The organism is Phyllobacterium sp., from assembly GCF_037994405.1.
In the GTDB taxonomy this organism is placed as follows: Bacteria; Pseudomonadota; Alphaproteobacteria; order Rhizobiales; family Rhizobiaceae; genus Phyllobacterium.
Map to the genome: position 1 here is coordinate 1 of NZ_JBBNAN010000407.1, position 18800 is coordinate 18800.

The 18800-nt window shown below is 57.5% G+C and carries 23 protein-coding genes and 1 pseudogene; 12 read left to right on the top strand and 12 right to left on the bottom strand.

Annotation, left to right across the window (positions count from 1 at the left end; translation table 11 throughout):
* From AAAC48_RS22340 to AAAC48_RS22350, 3 genes are all read left to right on the top strand, one after another.
* Positions 1-275 (top strand): LuxR C-terminal-related transcriptional regulator (locus AAAC48_RS22340; RefSeq protein WP_340656296.1); only part of this gene is annotated, 275 nt, incomplete at its 5' end.
* A gap of 58 nt (positions 276-333) precedes the next feature.
* A complete protein-coding gene (locus AAAC48_RS22345; RefSeq protein WP_340656297.1) occupies positions 334-1380 on the top strand; it encodes a fatty acid desaturase in 1047 nt (348 codons plus the stop codon).
* 84 nt (positions 1381-1464) lie between these two features.
* Positions 1465-1917 carry a pyridoxamine 5'-phosphate oxidase family protein gene (locus AAAC48_RS22350; RefSeq protein WP_340656298.1) on the top strand — a complete coding sequence of 151 codons (453 nt, stop codon included), beginning with the start codon at positions 1465-1467 and terminating at the stop codon, positions 1915-1917.
* A gap of 109 nt (positions 1918-2026) precedes the next feature.
* On the opposite strand, the gene AAAC48_RS22355 is transcribed toward AAAC48_RS22350, so the two are convergent.
* Entirely contained in the window at positions 2027-3202 is a 1176-nt protein-coding gene (locus AAAC48_RS22355) for an MFS transporter (RefSeq protein WP_340656299.1), read from the bottom strand.
* Positions 3203-3324: 122 nt separating this feature from the next.
* Here AAAC48_RS22355 and AAAC48_RS22360 point away from each other — a divergent pair, with 122 nt between their 5' ends.
* From AAAC48_RS22360 to AAAC48_RS22370, 3 genes are read left to right on the top strand one after another with little or no spacing between them, the layout of a single operon-like run.
* Complete coding sequence (locus AAAC48_RS22360; protein WP_340656300.1) at positions 3325-3696, top strand: helix-turn-helix transcriptional regulator; 372 nt, start codon at positions 3325-3327, stop codon at positions 3694-3696.
* Positions 3696-4097, top strand: a complete 402-nt coding sequence (locus AAAC48_RS22365; RefSeq protein ID WP_340656316.1) for a cupin domain-containing protein — start codon at positions 3696-3698, stop codon at positions 4095-4097. The genes AAAC48_RS22360 and AAAC48_RS22365 overlap by 1 nt, the downstream gene beginning before the upstream one ends.
* 42 nt (positions 4098-4139) lie before the next feature.
* A complete protein-coding gene (locus AAAC48_RS22370; protein ID WP_224493134.1) occupies positions 4140-4328 on the top strand; it encodes a hypothetical protein in 189 nt (62 codons plus the stop codon).
* Positions 4329-4340: 12 nt separating this feature from the next.
* Here the strand turns inward: AAAC48_RS22370 and AAAC48_RS22375 are convergent, their stop codons facing one another.
* Complete coding sequence (locus AAAC48_RS22375; protein WP_340656301.1) at positions 4341-4583, bottom strand: hypothetical protein; 243 nt, start codon at positions 4581-4583, stop codon at positions 4341-4343.
* Positions 4584-4711: 128 nt separating this feature from the next.
* Between AAAC48_RS22375 and gcvA the strand changes: the two genes are divergently transcribed.
* On the top strand, positions 4712-5593 hold the full coding sequence (gene gcvA, locus AAAC48_RS22380; RefSeq protein ID WP_340656302.1) for a transcriptional regulator GcvA: 882 nt from the start codon (positions 4712-4714) through the stop codon (positions 5591-5593).
* Between the two features lie 40 nt (positions 5594-5633).
* Here gcvA and AAAC48_RS22385 read toward each other — a convergent pair whose 3' ends face one another.
* Positions 5634-5795 (bottom strand): Thivi_2564 family membrane protein, encoded by a 162-nt coding sequence (locus AAAC48_RS22385; RefSeq protein WP_100000395.1) that lies wholly within the window; start codon positions 5793-5795, stop codon positions 5634-5636.
* A gap of 174 nt (positions 5796-5969) precedes the next feature.
* Here AAAC48_RS22385 and AAAC48_RS22390 point away from each other — a divergent pair, with 174 nt between their 5' ends.
* Both AAAC48_RS22390 and AAAC48_RS22395 read left to right on the top strand, forming a co-directional pair.
* Positions 5970-6383, top strand: a complete 414-nt coding sequence (locus AAAC48_RS22390) for a VOC family protein (protein ID WP_340656303.1) — start codon at positions 5970-5972, stop codon at positions 6381-6383.
* A gap of 12 nt (positions 6384-6395) precedes the next feature.
* Positions 6396-7280, top strand: coding sequence for a DMT family transporter (locus tag AAAC48_RS22395; RefSeq protein WP_340656304.1), 885 nt, complete (start codon positions 6396-6398; stop codon positions 7278-7280).
* Positions 7281-7282: 2 nt separating this feature from the next.
* On the opposite strand, the gene AAAC48_RS22400 is transcribed toward AAAC48_RS22395, so the two are convergent.
* On the bottom strand, positions 7283-8146 hold the full coding sequence (locus AAAC48_RS22400) for a methyltransferase domain-containing protein (protein ID WP_340656305.1): 864 nt from the start codon (positions 8144-8146) through the stop codon (positions 7283-7285).
* Positions 8147-8192: 46 nt separating this feature from the next.
* Complete coding sequence (locus tag AAAC48_RS22405; protein WP_340656306.1) at positions 8193-9113, bottom strand: LysR family transcriptional regulator; 921 nt, start codon at positions 9111-9113, stop codon at positions 8193-8195.
* A gap of 164 nt (positions 9114-9277) precedes the next feature.
* Here AAAC48_RS22405 and AAAC48_RS22410 point away from each other — a divergent pair, with 164 nt between their 5' ends.
* The 3 genes from AAAC48_RS22410 (at position 9278) to AAAC48_RS22420 (ending at position 12681) form a co-directional block, all read left to right on the top strand.
* Positions 9278-10462 (top strand): MFS transporter, encoded by a 1185-nt coding sequence (locus tag AAAC48_RS22410; RefSeq protein WP_340656307.1) that lies wholly within the window; start codon positions 9278-9280, stop codon positions 10460-10462.
* 15 nt (positions 10463-10477) lie between these two features.
* The gene (locus AAAC48_RS22415) at positions 10478-11329 is read left to right on the top strand and encodes an aldo/keto reductase (RefSeq protein ID WP_340656308.1); all 852 of its coding nucleotides are present in this window, start codon (positions 10478-10480) and stop codon (positions 11327-11329) included.
* Positions 11330-11391: 62 nt separating this feature from the next.
* Entirely contained in the window at positions 11392-12681 is a 1290-nt protein-coding gene (locus AAAC48_RS22420; RefSeq protein ID WP_340656309.1) for a hypothetical protein, read from the top strand.
* Positions 12682-12817: 136 nt separating this feature from the next.
* Here the strand turns inward: AAAC48_RS22420 and AAAC48_RS22425 are convergent, their stop codons facing one another.
* The 7 genes and pseudogenes from AAAC48_RS22425 to AAAC48_RS22455 all read right to left on the bottom strand — a co-directional run.
* Positions 12818-13387 (bottom strand): hypothetical protein, encoded by a 570-nt coding sequence (locus tag AAAC48_RS22425; RefSeq protein ID WP_340656310.1) that lies wholly within the window; start codon positions 13385-13387, stop codon positions 12818-12820.
* A 5-nt stretch (positions 13388-13392) separates the two neighbouring features.
* Entirely contained in the window at positions 13393-13983 is a 591-nt protein-coding gene (locus AAAC48_RS22430) for a hypothetical protein (protein ID WP_340656311.1), read from the bottom strand.
* Positions 13980-14570 (bottom strand): hypothetical protein, encoded by a 591-nt coding sequence (locus AAAC48_RS22435; protein WP_340656312.1) that lies wholly within the window; start codon positions 14568-14570, stop codon positions 13980-13982. The genes AAAC48_RS22430 and AAAC48_RS22435 overlap by 4 nt, the downstream gene beginning before the upstream one ends.
* A 490-nt stretch (positions 14571-15060) precedes the next feature.
* Positions 15061-15933, bottom strand: a complete 873-nt coding sequence (locus AAAC48_RS22440; protein ID WP_340656313.1) for a D-alanyl-D-alanine carboxypeptidase family protein — start codon at positions 15931-15933, stop codon at positions 15061-15063.
* Positions 15934-16093: 160 nt separating this feature from the next.
* Positions 16094-17140 carry an L-idonate 5-dehydrogenase gene (locus AAAC48_RS22445; protein WP_340656314.1) on the bottom strand — a complete coding sequence of 349 codons (1047 nt, stop codon included), beginning with the start codon at positions 17138-17140 and terminating at the stop codon, positions 16094-16096.
* Positions 17137-18543: a TRAP transporter large permease gene (locus tag AAAC48_RS22450; protein ID WP_340656315.1), complete on the bottom strand. Its 1407-nt coding sequence runs from the start codon at positions 18541-18543 to the stop codon at positions 17137-17139. The genes AAAC48_RS22445 and AAAC48_RS22450 overlap by 4 nt, the downstream gene beginning before the upstream one ends.
* Before the next feature lie 3 nt (positions 18544-18546).
* A pseudogene (locus AAAC48_RS22455) lies at positions 18547-18800 on the bottom strand (TRAP transporter small permease); the annotation flags it as partial.

Here is an 18800-nt window from a genome sequence, read left to right on the forward strand (position 1 = left end):
CATTCTTCAATCCACCAAAGAGCAGCTCCGGCGGTGATTGGCCGGTAAAGACATTGACCCTGCGCGAGCATGAAATCCTCCAGCTCCTTTCTGAAGGGTTGCAGAACAAGATTATCGCAGATCGCCTGGAACTCTCCGTCCATACTGTAAAGGTGCATGTCCACAATCTCATCCGGAAACTGCGTGCGCACAACCGCACGCAAGCAACCGCAATCTATCGCAACAGCATGGATCATCACGGCATCAAGCCAATTGATACGACGATCGTGCATTAGAGAAAGTTTTGTGGTGGGCCGTCTTGCGTACGCTGATGGGCCAAGCCTATGATGGCCGATGAAAACCGCTTCCGCTAAAATTATGCCTGCAACCGGCCAGGACGAACGCTCCTGGCCCAAGATTCTTTCCAACTATCGTATGCCGCATCGGGGACGCAGCACGTTTGAGCTTGCTGCCACCATCATTCCGTTCGCCATTTTGTGGGCGCTCACATGGGCGGCAGTGCATTACGGCTTCTGGTGGGGCCTCGTGCTCATCGTTCCGGCTGCTGGGTTCCTGCTGCGCCTCTTCATGATCCAGCACGATTGCGGCCACGGCTCCTTCTTTGCCCATCGCCATTCGGATAACTGGACCGGCCGGGTAATCGGTGTTCTCACGTTGACGCCCTATGATTATTGGCGCCGCACCCACGCATTGCACCACGCCTCGGCCGGCAATCTTGACGCGCGCGGCGATGGCGACATAACCACCCTCACCGTCGGGGAATACCGCGCGCTTTCGCGCTGGGGCCGGCTGGGATATCGGCTTTATCGCCATCCCGCTGTCATGTTCGGGATTGGGCCGATCTGGCTCTTCATTTTCAAGCAGAGATTGCCCTTCGGCATGATGCGTTCGGGTGCAGAACCTTGGGTTTCGACAATGGCGACGAACCTTGGAATAGCCGTTCTGGCGGTGTTTCTGATGTGGCTGGTCGGTGTTGGACCATTCCTCCTCATCCAATTGCCGATCGTCACGCTGGCAGGTGCCGCAGGCATCTGGCTCTTCTATGTGCAGCACCAGTTCGAAGAGACCCATTGGTCAAAAGGTGGCGAGTGGCAGTTCCAGGAAGCCGCCCTGCACGGCTCATCACACTATGTCCTGCCGGGAATACTGCGATGGGTGACCGGCAATATTGGCATCCATCACGTGCATCACCTTTCAAGCAGGGTTCCCTGTTACCGGCTTCCGGAAGTTCTCAAAGACTATCCGGAACTTGCCGATATCGGCCGTATTACGCTCATGGAAAGTCTGGCATGCGTAAAGCTCGTCCTTTGGGATGAAAATCGCCGCAAGCTTATCTCATTCCGTGAGGCCCGCATGCTGGCAGCAGTCCCCATCACTTGAGGCGGCACAAGCCCCGCCCTTGGCAAGAAAAACCTTGACGGTCCATCTGGGGGCTGAAATTCTGGCGACGAACAGGGGCACCAAATGATTATCAAGGAAATGACAAAGCAGGAAATCCGGGAGTTGCTCGAACGGGCAACGCTTGGAAGGCTGGCTTGCGTAAAGGATAATCAGCCCTATATCGTGCCACTGACATTCGCCTATAGCGGCGTATTCCTCTACTCCTTCACCACGGCGGGACGCAAAATAGATTACATGCGGACCAATCCACATGTCTGTGTTGAATTTGACGAAATTTCCTCCACCAACAGCTGGCGGAGCGTCATCGTAACCGGCCGCTTCGAAGAGCTGACGAAGGAACCTCATCACATCGAGGCCAGAAACGCTGCCCACGCGCTTTTGAACAAGAAAGCCGAGTGGTGGCAGCCGGCCTATGTGAAAACGGTTATCAGGGAGCATGATCGTTCCCTGGACCCGGTCTATTTCCGCATTGCGATCGCCGAAACGTCCGGGCACAAGACTGTCGAAGCCGAATAGGCCGGCTCGCAGGCAGTTCTGCTACACGATCAGGCAAGCCGGCGATAATAGGATTTCCTGGCTCTGAAACGACGGCAAGAGGGGCACCGCCCGTATCTTAGGCCGATCGTCAGGCGATCGACAACTCCTCCTTGCGGGAACCGATGCTCGCAAGCCGCATCACAACCAGTCCCAAAAGCGGGAACATGCCGCCGATCCAGCCGAGATAGCCAAGGCCGATATGGGCGATAATCTGCCCGCCGATCATCGAGCCGAATGCCACACCGAGGTAAAGTGCTGAATAGTTGAGCGACAGCGCCAGCGGCGCGCTTTCGGGCGCAATGGCCAGGACCCTGCTTGCCTGCGCCGGCGGGAACATCCAGGCAATGACACCCCAGATCACCATGATCGCGATAAGACTCGGCCCGGCAACATCTTGCCGCACGGTCATGATCCAGCTTACCGACATCAACACAATAGCGTTGAGGATTGACGCCATGATGACCGTACGCGTCGCACCAAAGCGGTCGGAGAACTGTCCGCCGAGGAAGTTGCCAATCGCCGCGCCGATGCCGAACGCAAGCAGGACCACGGGCATTAGCGAACGGCTAAGGCCCGTACCGTCGACGGCAACGGCAGCGATATAAGTGTACACTGCAAATGGGCCGGTCATGTAGAGCAGCATCGTCAGCAACGCCGGAAGCAGCCCGGGATGGCGAATGACGCCGAGCCGCTGAGCGATGGTCAGCCGATCCGCGTATAGACCGCGCGGCAGCATGAACCAGACGACCATTGTTGCGAAGGCGCCGATGAGCGCGATAAACAGATAGGTACCCCGCCATCCGGCAAAGGCACTGATGAACGCCCCCAGAGGCGCGCCGAAGGCCACGGCGAGCGTTGTTCCGCCGACAATGGCAGCAATCGCCCGGCCCCGGTGATGCGGTTGGGAAATGGCAACAGCGGTTGCCTGGGCCGTCGCCGCATAGAGGCCTGCCATGACGGCGATCAGCAGACGCGCAGCCATGAGCACAACGTAAGTGGGCGCGACTGCGGCAAGAAGCGCACCGCCCACGAAGACAAGCGTACTGCCAGCCAGCACAACACGGCGCTCAAGCGACCCGGTCAAAGCAGCAACGACAGGCGCGCCAATCGCATAGGCAAAGGCGTAGGTCACAACGAGGTATCCTGCTTGAACAAGCGTAACACCAGTATCGCCAGCGATCTGCGGCAGAAGACTGGCAACCACAAATCCTTCAATACCGATTGCAAACGTGCCGAGTGCCAATCCGACGAGACGAATATCCATGGGAGTCACCTAGATGTTCAATGACCGTTGAACTAATGAACTCCCCCGACCAAAAAGGCAAGCATAAAGTTCAATAAATGTTGAACATTGAAATCTCTCCTGCCAATTGCTATTAAAAGCGCATGACAAATTACCTCCCGCATCCGCCGGCAGAAGAAATTTCGTTGCCCGCCGTCCTTACGGCGCTGGGCGACGAAACACGCCTTGCCATGATTGCGATTCTAGCCCGGAACAGCGAAAAAGCCATGACCTGCGGCCAGTTCCTCCAGCTCGGATCAAAGACTGCACTCAGCTATCACGTGGCAAAATTGCGCGAGGCGGGCGTCATCCATGTCCGGCCCGACGGCACGAAACGGCTCCTGACATTACGCCGCAATGATCTCGAAGCACGCTTTCCCGGTTTCCTCCAGTCCGTGATAAGCTCTGCGGCGGCGATGCCGTTGCCAGACGCTCGCGAATGGAACGACAGCAACGAGCCAGCAGGAGGTGCATGATGGACATTAAAGCAGTTGGCTCGCTACCCTCGCGCCGCGCTCCCTCGGACTGGTTCACAGGCGCAGTCTGGCAGGATCCGATCATCGAGACGCAAGCCCCTGCCCGGCTGCAGGCGGTCACCGTTCGTTTCGAACCGGGCGCGCGCACTGCATGGCACACCCACCCTCTCGGGCAAACACTGCATGTGGTTTCCGGCTCCGGCCTCGTTCAGGTCTGGGGCGAGCCCTTGCGCGAGATCAAAGCTGGCGACACGGTGTGGATTCCCCCAGGCGAAAAGCACTGGCACGGCGCTGGGCCGAACACCACTATGGCCCATATCGCCATGCAGGAAATGCTCGACGGCAAATCTGCCGAATGGATGGAAAAGGTTTCTGATACGCAATATTCCGGGCAGGAATAATCTGCTACGATAGTGTCAGTCGTGCATGTGAAAGGATCCACCATGGCGTTCGAAGACATCAAGGCCCGGATTGCCCTCCTGCTCGAAGCAATGGTCCAGCGGCCAACGGATGCCCACGAGATTCACGAGAATTTGCGTGAGCAGCTCAACGAGCTGAAGGCCATGGGCATGCCATTGCCCGATGACCTTGTTGCCCTGGAAAAGCGTCTTGAGACTGATTTCGATTCCTGACGCGATCCACCATCACAGAAAGCGTTTTGTATAGTCTTTCAGCAGCGAGTTCAGATCGTTTGGTTCTGGCCGCTCACCCCGCATGGGCCGACCGTCGCGCAAGCCGATATCCCGCAGCATGTGATCCGAGAAATCCTCGGCGTCGATGTAGGACTGTTCTTCGATCTCGCCCTCCTTGTTGGCCGGATTGGCGATCCGGCTCCACCAGGATACATGGGTTGCAACATGGCTAAGTGGTGTCGATAACGTATTCATGACCTCAACTCCGAATGTTGGTGACGCACCGCGTCTTGATGTGTTGGGTATTAGATGCACCCTGCGGCGCTTGTTTTCCAACAAAACGCCGAGTATCATGCATAAGGTCAGCTTATGCGAGGCCTTCCATGAATCTCCCTCCCCTTGCCGCTATCCGGGCCTTTGAGGCCGCTGCCCGCCATGGCAGTTTCACCAAGGCGGCCGAAGAGCTCAGCATGACGCAGGCCGCAGTTAGCTATCAGATCAAGCTTCTGGAAGAGCGTATCGGAGCAGCGCTGTTCCTGCGCCGTCCGCGGCAGGTGACGCTGACCGAGGTTGGAGCCCGATTATCGCCGGTCATCAGCGAAGCTTTCGATATGATGCGCGCAGCAATTGCCGCTACGCGCGAGAATGCCGATGGTGTTCTGACCATCACGACAATCCCGACCTTTGCCGCTAATTGGCTGGTTCCGCGGCTCGGTTCGTTCCAACTCGCCCAGCCCTCGTTGGCGGTCAGACTGCAAGCGACCCGCGAAATCATTGATTTCTCGCGTCAGGACGCGGATATCGGCATACGCTCGGGCAGCGGGCAATGGCCAGGAATGGTGGCGCACAAGATCTTCGACGCGGACTTCACACCAATGCTCAGTCCCGCCCTTGCGGCTTCAATCGGTGGTGTTAAAACGCCTCAAGACCTGCTCAGGCTTCCGATCGTTGATCCGAGCGATCCCTGGTGGAACCTCTGGTTCAGCGCCGCGGGCATTCCTGAACCCAATTTGCGCGGCGATCCACGCAGCCGTTTCGGTGATCAGCATCTGGAGGGCAAGGCGGTCATTGCCGGTCAGGGTGTCGGCATCCTGACACCGGCATTCTACGAGACCGAGTTGAAACAAGGCCAGCTTATCCAACCGTTCAATATTGTCGGCACCGCGGACCATTTCTACTGGCTGGTCTACCCGGAAGCGCGGCGCAATGTGCCGAAGATCCGCGCCTTCCGTGACTGGCTGCTGGGTCAGCTTGAGGATCGTTGAAGGGCGGGTGGAACCAAAGCCTTTCCCGCCCTGCATTTGCCTAAAATACGGCGAGATAGCGCAGCAGCGAAATGATCCCGATCACAATAACGATGACCTGTGCGATCTGTTTTGCGCGACCATCCAGAGGCAGCATCTGGATGAGGTAGAGCACGAGGAAAATCACCAGGACGGTGATCAAAAGACTGATCAAAATCGACATTTCAAGTATCCTGCTTTCGGGATTCGTAGGGGCGTGGCTTGTTACAACTCATAGTTGGCTCAGTTGGTTCCCGCAAACAGGTGGAAACGTTGCATATTGTGCAACCTCGCATTGTCTGCCTCCTGCCTTGCTGCTAGGTTCCGGCGCATTCCCGCCGCACTTCAGGATTTTCCCATGCGCTCGCTGTTTCATCTTGCCTATCACGTGACCGATCTCGACGAAGCCCGGCTTTTCTATGGGGGCGTGCTGGGCTGTGAGGAAGGCCGCAGCACTGACACCTGGGTTGATTTCGATTTCTTCGGTCATCAGATATCGCTGCATCTTGGCAAACCGTTCGAAACCACCAATACAGGCAAGGTCGGCGATCATATGGTGCCTATGCCGCATCTTGGTGTCATCCTGCCACTTGAAGACTGGAGGCTGCTTGCAGATCGGCTGAAACGGGCAGATGTCGCGTTCGTCATGCCGCCGGTGGTGCGGTTCAAGGGCGAACCAGGCGAGCAGTGGACGATGTTCTTCCGCGACCCGTCCGGCAATCCAATCGAGGTCAAGGGCTTCGCGGATTTTGCCCGCGTCTACGCGAAATAGCCTCAACCAAACATGGAAATAGAGCAGTCCAATCTGAAGGCGGCGCTATGGATGATGGGATCGCTCACCGCCATCATGCTCATGGCGATTTCAGGTAGGGAAGCCTCGCGCGAACTGAACGTGTTCCAGATCATGGAGATGCGCTCGGTCATCGGCCTTGCCATGCTCTACCCGCTGATCCGCTCCTCTGGCGGGTTCCGGGCGATGAGAACCAATCGCATCTGGCAGCATCTCGGACGCAATGTTGCGCATTATGCCGGTCAGTTTGCCTGGCTGCAGGCACTGTCGCTGATCCCGCTGGCACAGGTAATCGCAATCGAATTTACAACGCCCGCCTGGACTGCGCTGATGGCTGTCCTGTTTCTCGGCGAACGCTTGAACATCTGGCGGATACTGACCATCGCGCTCGGCATTATCGGTGTTGTCATCATCGTCCGCCCCGGCGTCGGCACCGTCGAAATAGGTCAGCTGATCGTGCTTGGCGCCGCCTTCACTTTCGGCATTTCCTTCACCATGGTCAAATCATTAACGCGCACCGATAGCGTGGTGAAGATCATCTTCTGGATGCTCACCATTCAGTCCGCCATTGGCCTTTTGCCTGCCTTGCATGCATGGCAATGGCCGTCGCTCCACGTTCTCCCCTGGGTGGTTATCATTGCCTTCACCGGCACCTTCTCGCATTTCTGCATGGCAAAGGCCCTGCTCTATGCCGATGCGACGGTAGTCATCCCCATGGACTTCCTGCGTGTGCCGCTGATGGCGGTTCTGGGCTGGCTGATCTATGCCGAGCGCATCGACATATTCACGGCTGCCGGGGCGGCGCTGATCCTTTCGGGAAATCTGCTCAATCTGAAGAACCGGACCGCGGCGGCGAAAGAGAGTGGCCCAGTTTTGTGATCTCAGTCGTAAGCCAGACACCAATCGTCACCCTTCAACCAGCATCTGTCATTGGGGATTTCGTTCGTTCGGTAGAGGCGTGTCACCCGCTTCAATCCACCGTTGCCGAACGCTCTGGCGAGGGCTTTTTCCGACTTCGCATCCCGCATCCCGGCGCAAGGGTAGATGGCAACGCCTGAAACGCAGCGCGCGGAGAATTCGTCGCCTTTACGCGTGATGAGGAATACAGCACCGCGCGGCCGCATGTCGCTAAACGAGGAATAACCGTCATCGGTGGTCAGCGGTAGAACCAGACGCCCGCCGTCCTTCAGTCGGTCCAGCCAGATATTTGCCGGCCGTGTTGCGCCGGCGTTAACATAGATCACGTCAGCTGGTTCGAAAGGCACCTCGGTCCCATCGCCCTGGATAACCTCAACATTGGGATAAGCAGCAAGATACTCCTTCGAGCGCTCGGCCAGGTCAGGTTCCAGTTCGATGCCGGTTACATGCCCTGATGGTCCTGCCAGATGGGCCATGATAGCCGTGTAATAGCCAGTGCCAGTCCCGACATGCACGATTTGGTCACCCTCAGCCAGCTGTGCAAACCACAACAGGTGTGCGTGCAGAGAAGGCTCACCATTGTTGATATGCCGCTCCGGCGCTATGCCGACCAGATCGTCCGTGTAGAGGTACGCGGGGTCGGCGCTGGGCGTATAGACGTACCCCAAACCGAAACGACTGATTGGCCACGGTCCTTGGCCGAGGAAATCTTCCCTTGGCACTTCCGCAAAAGCTTGTTGGATGCGCGCATCCTCAACTCCTACACTCGCCAGGATTCGCCTGGCATAGGCGTGGCGCACGGCTTTGAGTTTTTCAGCGTCAGTCATCGCTATTTCTCAATCTGAGACAATCATGACCTTACAGCGCCGTTCGTCAAGGGCCCAGCAACTCGGCACAGGAGCCAATGTTCTCCGCAAGAAAATCCACAAAACTACGCACTCGTGCTGCGAGGTATTCGTGACCGACGAAGACAGCGTGGATCAGTTCCATATCGCCCGGATTGTACTCCTCCAGCAGAACAACGAGACGGCCTTCGCGAACATGCTCGCGCACGTGGAAATAGCCGAGCCGGGCAATGCCAAGACCTGCAACGCACATCTGTTGTGCCGTCGAACCATTGTTGGAGAGGAAATTACCTGACACCTCGAGCATTTCGGTTTCGCCCGTCTCGGGATTCTTGAAAGGCCACTCATTCAAAGCGCGGCGAAAATTGAAATTGAGGCAATTGTGTCTGGCAAGCTCGCGCGGATGGGAGGGCATGCCGTGTTTGGCGAGATAGTCCGGCGAAGCAATCACCACGACGCGGCTTTCGAAGAGCTTGCGCGCCTTCAAGCTGGAATCGCGCATCGGACCGACGCGAATGGCAATATCAGCTCGCTCTTCGATCAGATCAACCACGCCATCGGTCAGGGAAACATCGAGTTTCACTTCGCGATAGCGTTGCAGGAATTTCGGTACGAGCGGCAAGATGCAACATACGCCAACCGGAACCGACGAGTTCACCCGAAGCAAGCCGCGCGGCGCAGCCGTGGCACCAAAGGCGACTGCCCGCTCTGCCTCCTCGATCTCGGCAACGATGCGCAGCGCCCGCTGGTGGTAGATCTCGCCTTCCGCTGTCAGTTGCAGCGTGCGAGTGGATCGAACCAGAAGGCGTGTGCCAAGGCGCTCCTCGATACGGCTGATCATCTTGCTGACGGCGGAGGGTGACAGACCCAATCGCCGCCCCGCAGCGGAAAAACTGCTGAGCTCCACCGCCTGCACGAAGACATCCATCTCGCCCGCTCTGTTGTCCATGGTCCGAGCCTCACTTGTGAATTCTCTTCACAAGTATTGAGCGATTTAAGGCAATTATCAAGGTAATAGCGTTGGGCCATATTCAGCCTCAACCGGACCCGTTCCGCCATTTTCGCAATTTGCAGGCTGGTTCCCAAGACGGCCTCCACTCAAAGGACAAGACAATGCCTCTCGCTCTTCTGGCGTTGACAATCAGCGCCTATGCCATCGGGACGACAGAATTCGTCATCGTTGGTCTCCTGCCCACGGTTGCCGGTGATTTGAACATCTCCCTGCCGCTCGCCGGTCTCATCGTCAGCGTCTATGCGCTCGGCGTCACCTTCGGCGCCCCCATCCTCACCGCCCTCACCGGCCGCGTCGAGCGCAAGCCGCTGCTGCTTGGCCTGATGGCGCTTTTCATCGTCGGCAATATTGCCGCCGCGCTTGCACCCAACTATGAATTGTTGCTCGTTGCGCGCGTGCTCAGCGCCTTTGCCCATGGCGTATTCTTCTCTGTCGGCGCCACCATTGCAGCCGATCTCGAGGCGCCGAACCGGCGTGCCTCTGCCATCGCCATGATGTTCCTTGGCCTCACGGTCGCTATCGTTACCGGCGTGCCGCTCGGCACCTTCATCGGCCAGCAGCTTGGCTGGCGCGCAACTTTCTGGGCGGTCTCCGGGCTCGGCGCTATCGCATTCATCGCCATTGCAGTCCTGCTTCCGTCGCAGATCGCCAAGGCTGCTCCGGCCCGGCTCATCGATCAGGTGCGTGTGCTGGCAAGCGGCCGCCTGCTTCTTGCCTTTGCCATGACGGCGCTGGGTTACGGCGGCACCTTCGTCATGTTCACTTTCCTTGCCCCGGTGCTGCAGCAAATTACCGGCTATGCAGGCTCGACGGTCAGCCTCATCCTCGTCCTCTATGGCCTTTCCATTGCGATCGGCAATATGGTCGGTGGACGCGTTGCTGACGGCAATCCGGTTGGTGCTCTCGCGGTGATGTTCCTGCTGCAGGCGATGGTCCTTGCAGCCTTCACATTCACCGCCGTATCGCCCATATGGTCATTGGTGACACTTGTCGCCCTCGGTGCGCTTTCCTTTTCCAATGTGCCGGGACTGCAGCTCTATGTGGTACAACTTGCCAAGATCCATACGCCTGATACCGTCGACGTGGCGTCGGCCCTCAATATTGCCGCCTTCAATCTCGGCATCGCAGGTGGTGCTTTCATCGGCGGCCTTATCGTGGCTTCGCCCCTTGGCCTTGGTGCAACACCCTGGGTCGGTGCCCTTCTCGTGGTCGGCGCCTTTGGCCTGACCCTCTGGAGCCAGATGCTTGACCGGCGCGCTTCGGTCGAAGTTCTGGCCACCTGCTAGATCAAAGGACTTCAAATGTTCAAAGTAAACGCCAATGGCGCAAATATTCCCGCAATCGGTTTCGGTACATTCCGCATGCCGGGCGCTGATGTGCTCCGGATGGTTCCGGCCGTTCTCAAACTCGGCTATCGCCATATCGATACGGCGCAAATCTACCGCAACGAGGCGGAAGTCGGCGAAGCCATTGCCGGTTCGGGCGTTGCCCGCGGCGATGTCTTTTTGACGACCAAGGTCTGGGTCGACCGTTACCGGCATGACGATTTCATCCGATCGGTCGATAAAAGCCTGAGGAAGCTCAGGACCGATTATGTCGATCTGTTGCTTCTCCACTGGCCGCAAAGCGACGTGCCCTTGGCGGAGCGTATCGGCGCTCTGAACGAAGTGCGTGATACCGGCAAGGTTCGCCATATCGGCGTCAGCAATTTCAACACGGCATTGATGGCGGAATCTGTTGCGCTCAGCAAGGCGCCGATCGTCACCAACCAGGTCGAGTATCACCCCTATCTCGATCAGACCGCCGTGCTCAATGCTGCCCGCAAGTTCGCCACGAGCATCACCGCCTACTATGCCATGGCCGATGGCAAGGTCATTGGCGATCCAACCATCAAGGCAATTGCTGCTGCCCATGGCAAGAGCGAAGCTCAGGTGGTTCTGCGGTGGCTGGTGCAGCAGGACAGCGTTGTCGCCCTGTCGAAGACCGTCAGCGAAGAACGTGCGAAGAGTAATTTCCAGATCTTCGATTTCGAGCTGTCGTCGTCGGAAATGCAAGCTCTGCACGCCCTTGCGAGACCCGATGGCCGCATCGTCAATCCGCGCAATCTCGCACCCGACTGGGACCAGGGTCAGGACCAGATTAACAGGTCCTGACCCTAGGTTTTCATAACCGGAAAATTTGTTAAGGTCAGCATGAGATTCGCGAGAGGTTTTTCATGCTGGCCGAAGTGGCATTGCCCATCAAGCTGACATTCAAGCTCTGGTTGCGCTTCTGGCCGCAGCTGATTGCCGTGGTGCTCATCGGCCTGCTTTGCTCGGATATGCTGATGTGGCTGTCAGTCAAGGCGGCCTTCATCAACCATTATGCTGGTCTTTGCGTTCTGACCCTCGTTGCCCTTGCCCAGTTGGTGACAACCGTCTCGCTGATCCAGATCGTGCGCCCTGGCCTGCCCTCTATCTCCGCAGCGCAAGCGGCGGTACAGAAGGAAGCCGACGGAGCGGAACCGGAACGCGGCCTTTCCCGTCTTGCCACCGTCATTGCCGTGGCGCTTCTTCCCTTCTTTGCCTATTACGCCGCCTGGGGCTTCCTCGGCGATACGATCCGGCAATATTCGCGCCTTGCCCTGTCCTATGCGCCTTTCGGCGAATCCGGCAGTGTACTTGACGTACTCGACTCCAGATGGCTCATCCTGTCGGTTGCTGTTTCCTGGGTTGTGCGCAAGTTCGCGCAAATCATGAAGGAACGGACCGGGCGCTCTATCTGGCAGATCATCGTCGTCGTCTGCGAAACGAACTGGATTTTCATCGGTCTTTATGTGATCAGCCGCTGGAAGGATACTTTTCTCAACTGGCTGGCCACCCGCAACATCGGCAATCTGTTCGAAGGGCTCTGGACCAGCATCGAAGCCCCCATTGCCACGGCCCATGCCGCGGCGATGATCCCGGTCGAGCAATCCTCCGTCAGCATGTCGGCCACCATTATCGGACTGTTCTTTTACGCTCTCTTGCCGGTGATCTGGCTGGTCATGGTAGCGCTCGTATACGGCTATGACGTGCGCGACGACAAGGAACTCATGGGCATTCACCATCGCATCGAACGTTTGGGTGAACGCTACAGGGCCATCCCGAAGTTCCTGCGCGACTTTGTCGAGCACTTCATCGGCGGTTATCGCTCACGCTATCTTCCCATCGCCAACGGGGTCAGGCTGGCGCTGAATTCCGGGCTCTTGCTGATCATCACATTGATCGTCGGCTACCGTCTGATCGACTGGGCGGCTGCCTGGGCGTGGATCGGTATGACGCGGCTGATCGGACCACTGGCTCTCGATTACTGGCAAGTGCTTTCTCACGTCGTGTCACTGCTCTTCGGAAGCCCGTTCCAGGATTCCTCGACCGGCATCCTCGTCGAACCGCTCCGCATCTGCTTTCTTGCCGCTGTTCTTGAAACAGCATTTTCGATGACGAAGAAAGTCAAGGCGCCGGAAGATGCCATTTTGGCACACTAGCCTTGCGTCATTCGACAAGCTCCCCATGAGGGAGGTGAGTGGATGGCAGTGCCAGGAAACACCAACATTGCCGATTGTCATCGCAACCAGCCCGCCTTCCTCATTGAGCTTGTCGAACCACGCACCGTTTGTTCCATCAATTAGGCAGTGCAAACCGTAAATAATATGGGCGTTCGCTACCGACACCAAGCGTCGGCCGCACCTCGGTCGCCACACCCTGCGGCACGAGAAAGTTCTCCTCGATGACCATGCGAGCTCCGGTCTCAGCCCCGGAGAAAGCCGCCGAGCTGCAGGTCTTGATGCCGTCGGCCGGATAGGGCATGCCCGGAACCGACGCCGGCAGCCATGATCGTCCCCTTGTATCGACCAGCTTGATCGAACAGCCGAGCCAGAGGTTTTGCAGATCGGGATTGCCAACCTCGACAAGGAAGCGGGCAATCAATGGAATCGAGCCTGCCGGGAGCGAACCCGCTTTCAGCCCATCGACCGTTTTCAATGAGACAAACTGCCAGTCGCTACCGCCAAATTGCATTGTTTGACTTGCCGCCACATCCTTTGGCCAAAGATCGTTACCCCGTGCGAGTTCCTTCAAACTGTCGTAGGAAATCTCGAACAGTGTCAGCGGCACGAGCATGACCAGTGCCCAGAGACTGCGGCGCCGCCACTTTCGCTCCGACTGCGATCCGGTTTCGTCTAACACGGTCATCGGTCTCAGTTCCCGGACATGGTCATGGATTTGCGCAGGTCAAAGCTGTCGACGATCAACGGTTGTCCATCGTTGAATCGCCTGAAGTCGTCGATGGCGATCTGTGCCTGCGAATCCAGTCGAGGAAAGAGCTGGTTCGATACGACGAAGGTGGCGCCATTCACCTGGTCCGGCAGCGTTTCAAAGATGAAGCGCGCTGTTTTCGGCAAGCCAGGGTCGAGAGAATGCGGTGGCAGTCCCGGCATATATCCGGCACGATCCGAATTGTCATATTGCAGCCCTGTAGGTCCTATCCAGCTGGCCTGCGCCACTGCATTGGAGGCGCTGGTCGCGGCGAGCTGCGCGGTCACGACCACCCACAACCCCGATGTCGTCAGCACCTTCGGCGCACCGAACCGGTCGAGCGCCAGTTCGCGCGCGAACACCACATCATCGACTGTCACATCGAATTGCCGCGTGTGGACTGTCTCATGCATCTTGCCGTGTACCGGTATTGGTCCGGTCAGTTGCTTATAATGCGGCTTCGACCGCTGCATGCCATAAAGAGCAGCAATGGCCAGGCAGACCACCAGGATGTTTCCGAGCCTGCGTTTCATTGCTGCGCCGCCTGTGCTGAAAGCGGCAAGCGGACAATGCCGGCAGTGTGGTCGTTGTACCAGCCTGGACTGCCAGTGAGATTGTCGCGCGGCTTGTAGGTCTTTGCCGTCACCAGGAGCTCGAGAGCATCGGTTGGCGCAGCATTGGCCGGCACCAGCCAGACATAGGCCAATTTTTCGGTCATTCCCGGGTGCAAATCCGGCAGAAGCGCCATATCGCGCTCCAAATAGATCATCGGTTTTTCCGCTTGCGCGTCGACAGCTGACGGAAAATGGAAAACCCCGTAGTAATCCTTCGTTGACCTAGCCGTCAGATTGGTCATTTCCGCCTCAAAGACGATGGCCTTCTGGCCCTCCTTCGGCGTGACGCCAAATGCCTTCTCGCTGGTGATGCGCGCGCCGAGCGGCTTGATGCGCCACTGCCCGGCATCGACTGTTTCATTGGGTGTGAATTGCGCGTCCTGCTGTTTCGGCATCGCCTCGAACGCGCCAAGCATGACCGCGACCGCGAGTGCCGCGAAGGAGCCTATACCGGCGGTCAGCCATGCCACTGCTTTGCTGCGAAGGTTCAGAACGTGGAACCACATTGGCCGATCCTTCTCGCCTTGACCCGGAGATCCAGATCAAAAATGAGTCGCTATCGCGCCAACCATGCAACGAGCGGAGAGTAAATTTCAACCCTTGGATTTCTATTGCCGATCGTCATGCCCCGCATTTGCCGAAGCTGTCGGCCGGGACCGCAACATCCACCGGAGGGAAGGTGCCGGCACCTGGAAGTGTTTCCTTTGTCGATGAGGAAACAGCGGGTTGCTCCTCCGAGCCTCTACATGCGGCGAGCACGCCTCCACCCAGCACGGCACCGCTTTTTAATAGAAATCGTCTCCGATTTGTCAGTGCCATCGCTCCCCTCCCAAGGAATTTTAACCGATTTAAGAAGGATGGCACCGGGAAGAGAGCAAGTCTATATTGTCGTTCTAATCATATAGTCGAACGGATTTTTGCACCAATATTATACTATAAGGTGTGCAAATGAGTGTTGATGCCAAAATATACTTATAGATAGATGGTTGAACCATCCTATCTCGATGCAACCTGCGGCAGATAAGTATTCACCAGGCTGACAACCTGCGCATCGCGCATTTTCGCGGTATTGCCGCCCATGACCACAGCGACAAGCTGGCGGCCATTGTCACTCACGGACGTGACGATGTTGAAGCCGGAAGCCTTTACATAGCCGGTCTTGATGCCGTCTGCGCCATTCAACTGGCTCAACACGCGGTTGTGCCCGTGGATCTGCTTGCCGTTGAAGACAAAATCCTGTGTGCCGAAATAGTAATATTGCTGCGGGTAATGTTTGCGCAAAGCGAGACCGAGGAGCGCCATGTCCCGCGCGGTGGTGATTTGCTGCGGGTCAGGCAGACCGGAGGCGTTGTGGAAATTTGTGCCCTTCATGCCGAGCCGGCGTGCCTTGTCTGTCATCAGGACTGCGAACTGGTCTTCGGAACCACCGATATATTCCGCAAGCGCCACTGCCACATCATTGGCTGATTTTACGACGATTGCCTTGATCGCCGTATCGACATCGATGGTCGCTCCAGGCTTCAGTCCAAGTTTGCTCGGTGCCTGCGATGCCGCATGCGCTGAGACGGGGATAGGTGTTGATTTGGTTATCCGCCCTGATTGCAGCGCCTCGAAGGTCAGATACAGCGTCATCATCTTGGTCAGTGAGGCCGGGATGCGCGGCAGGTCGGCACTCGCCTCATAAAGCACGACGCCTGTGCTGCCATCGACGACAATGGAAGCGGATTTTTCCGAAACGGGCGCCACCGGAGCAGCGGTAACCGTGTCAAGTGTCGCGGCTGTCGTACAGCCGCTTGCCAGGCCAAGGATCAACCCCATCAACGCTACGATTTTCGAAACAGAATACAGGGGTTTGAGAATTCGTGGCACGTGTGTTTTCCGCATCGTTGAATTTGCAAAAGAACAAAATGTCTAGCGCAGGATCGTTAATAATTCAGCTTTACCAGCGCTTGTTAGCCGATTTGAATGGCTCCGCCAAGCGCGTGTTCCTACAACAAATTGTCGCTGCTTGTCCCGTTGCCAAAAGGATTTAGGCCGTAAGCACCACTTTGACACTGCGCGACCTGTCCAGCGCCGTCCGAAAAGCTTCCGGCGCGTCTGCGAGTTTATATTCCGCAGTGACCAGACGCAGCACGTCGATCTTGCCTTCGACGATCAATTCAACCGCCTCGAAAAACTCCTCGCCAAATCGGAAAGTCCCGACGAGGTCAAGCTCCTTGGCCATAACGGCATTGGCAGGAACTGGAATTGTCCCGCCGGCAAGGTTGCCGACCTGCACCACGGTGCCGCCGCGCCGCACGGTATGGATGGCTGAGGCAAGTCCAGCCGCCGTTCCGGATATCTCGAAGGCAATGTCGAAAGGCGAGGCCGCCGCGAGTTCCGCAAGCTGATCTTCACCCTTCGACAGATCGACGATCTGATCGGCGCCAAGCTCCTCGGCAAATTTCAGCGGGGCTGCTGCGACATCAACCATCGTGACTGAACCGGCATCCGCATGTTTCAGCGCAAGCATAGTCAAAAGGCCGATTGGACCGGCCCCGAAGACAATGGTCGAGAAGCCCTTGACGTGGCCAGCGCGGCGCACCGCGTGCAGGCAGACCGCCAGCGGTTCGGCCAGTGCCGCGGCCTGGAACGGCAAGTCCGCAGGCACCTTGACACATTGCGCCGCGGTTGCATCGAACAGGCTGGCGAAGCCGCCCTGCATATGCGGTGTCTTTGAGGCCGAGCCCATGAAGTAGATATTTTCGCAAAGGTTGGCGCGTCCCTCGTGGCAATAGACACACCGCTCGCACCAGCGGGACGGATTGACGGCAACTCGCTCGCCGACGGCCAACCCGGTCACATTGCTGCCAACGCCGACGATTTCGCCGGCGACTTCATGGCCAAGGATCAGCGGCGACGTGACGACGAAATCGCCGGTTCTGGCATGGCGGAAATAGTGCATGTCCGATCCACAGATACCTCCGGCGCCGAACTTGACCCGCACCATGTTGGGTTCGATATCGCCGAGTTCAATATCGACGACGCGCAGATCCTCCGCGCCGAAGAGAGTTGCAGCAATGCTTTTGGTACTCATTTGATCAGACCCAATTGTGTTGGCAGCCAGAGGGTGATCGCCGGAACGAAGGTAATGGCGATCAGGGCGATGAAGAGCGGAACGAGCCAGGGCAGGATCGCCATGGTGGTGCGCTCGACCGAAAGCTTGGCAACCCGCGACAATACGAAGAGTACCATGCCCAGCGGCGGATGCAGAAGACCAATCATCAGGTTCAGCGTCATGATCAGGCCGAAATGCACCGGATCGATGCCGAATTTCAGCACCAGCGGCAACAGGATCGGCACGAGAATGGTGATCGCTGCGATCGTATCGAGGAAACAGCCGACGAACAGCATAAGCAGGTTGATCAGGATAAGAAACACCCACTTGTTCTCGGTGATCGAGAGGATGGCCGCCGACAGCAGCTGCGCCGCCTGGCTAACCGTCAACAGCCAGGCAAATACCGATGCTGCGGTCACGATGAACAGCACCGATGCGGTCGTCTCGATCGTGTCGAAGCTGGCCTTGGCGAGGCTTGGCAATGTCATCGTGCGATAACGCACCAAGCCAAGGAAAAGCGACCACAGCACAGCAGCGACGGCCGCTTCCGTCGGTGTGAACCAGCCCATGGTCATGCCGCCGATCAGAATGACCGGCGTCATAAGCGCCATCACGGCTGAGAAATCGAAATACCAGTCAGCTGCCAGCAAGAGCACAAGCGCAATACCGACAGAGGCATTGACGGAAAGGCCCGTCAGCGTCAGCAGATAAATGACGAGCGGAACGGTGAAAACGACAATGATTTCAAGCGAGGCTTCCATAAGCTGTTTCACCGCGAATGGCGCGTCGGAACCCCATCGCTTCACATAGGCGAAGATAGCGACAGTAAGCATCATCAACACCGTCATGACGATCCCGGGCAGGATGCCCGCCATGAAGAGGGCACCGATGGAGACATTCGCCATCATGCCGTAGATGACGAATGGCAGCGAAGGCGGGAAAATTGGACCGAGCGTCGCGGAAGCCGCCGTCACGCCGACCGATGCCTCGATGGGATAGCCGTGATCGGTCATGGCCTTGATCTCGATCGTGCCGATACCGGCAGCATCGGCAAGGGCTGTCCCTGACATGCCGGAGAAGATCACCGACCCGATGATGTTGACCTGCGCAAGACCGCCCTTCATCCAACCGACGAGTGCAACCGCGAAAGAATAGATACGGCCGGTCACACCCGCGGAATTCATCAGATTTCCGGCCAGGATGAAGAAAGGCACAGCCAAGAGTGGAAAGCTTTCGACACCCGCGATCATGCGCTGCGCGACGATGATGTCGGGGGCAACCCCAAAGAATACGAGATAGAGGACAGACGCCACCGCCATGGAAATGGCGACCGGCACACCGACAAGCATAAGGATAAGAAATGTTCCGACGAGCAATAGCATCGATCAATCCTCGATCTTCTGGAATTCTTCGGGACGTTCCAGCACGGAATAGCCGCGGCGAATATTGCTGATGAAAACCTGAATGGCGCGAAACAACATCAGAACGAATGCAAGCAGAACACCGTAAAACACAATGTTTCGCGGCAGATCCACCGTGACCATGCGTTCATCGGCGACGATGTCGACATACCGCCACATCAACCAGACGGCATAGATGAAGAAGCCGATGCGCACGATGTCGACGAAGGTCGACAAGA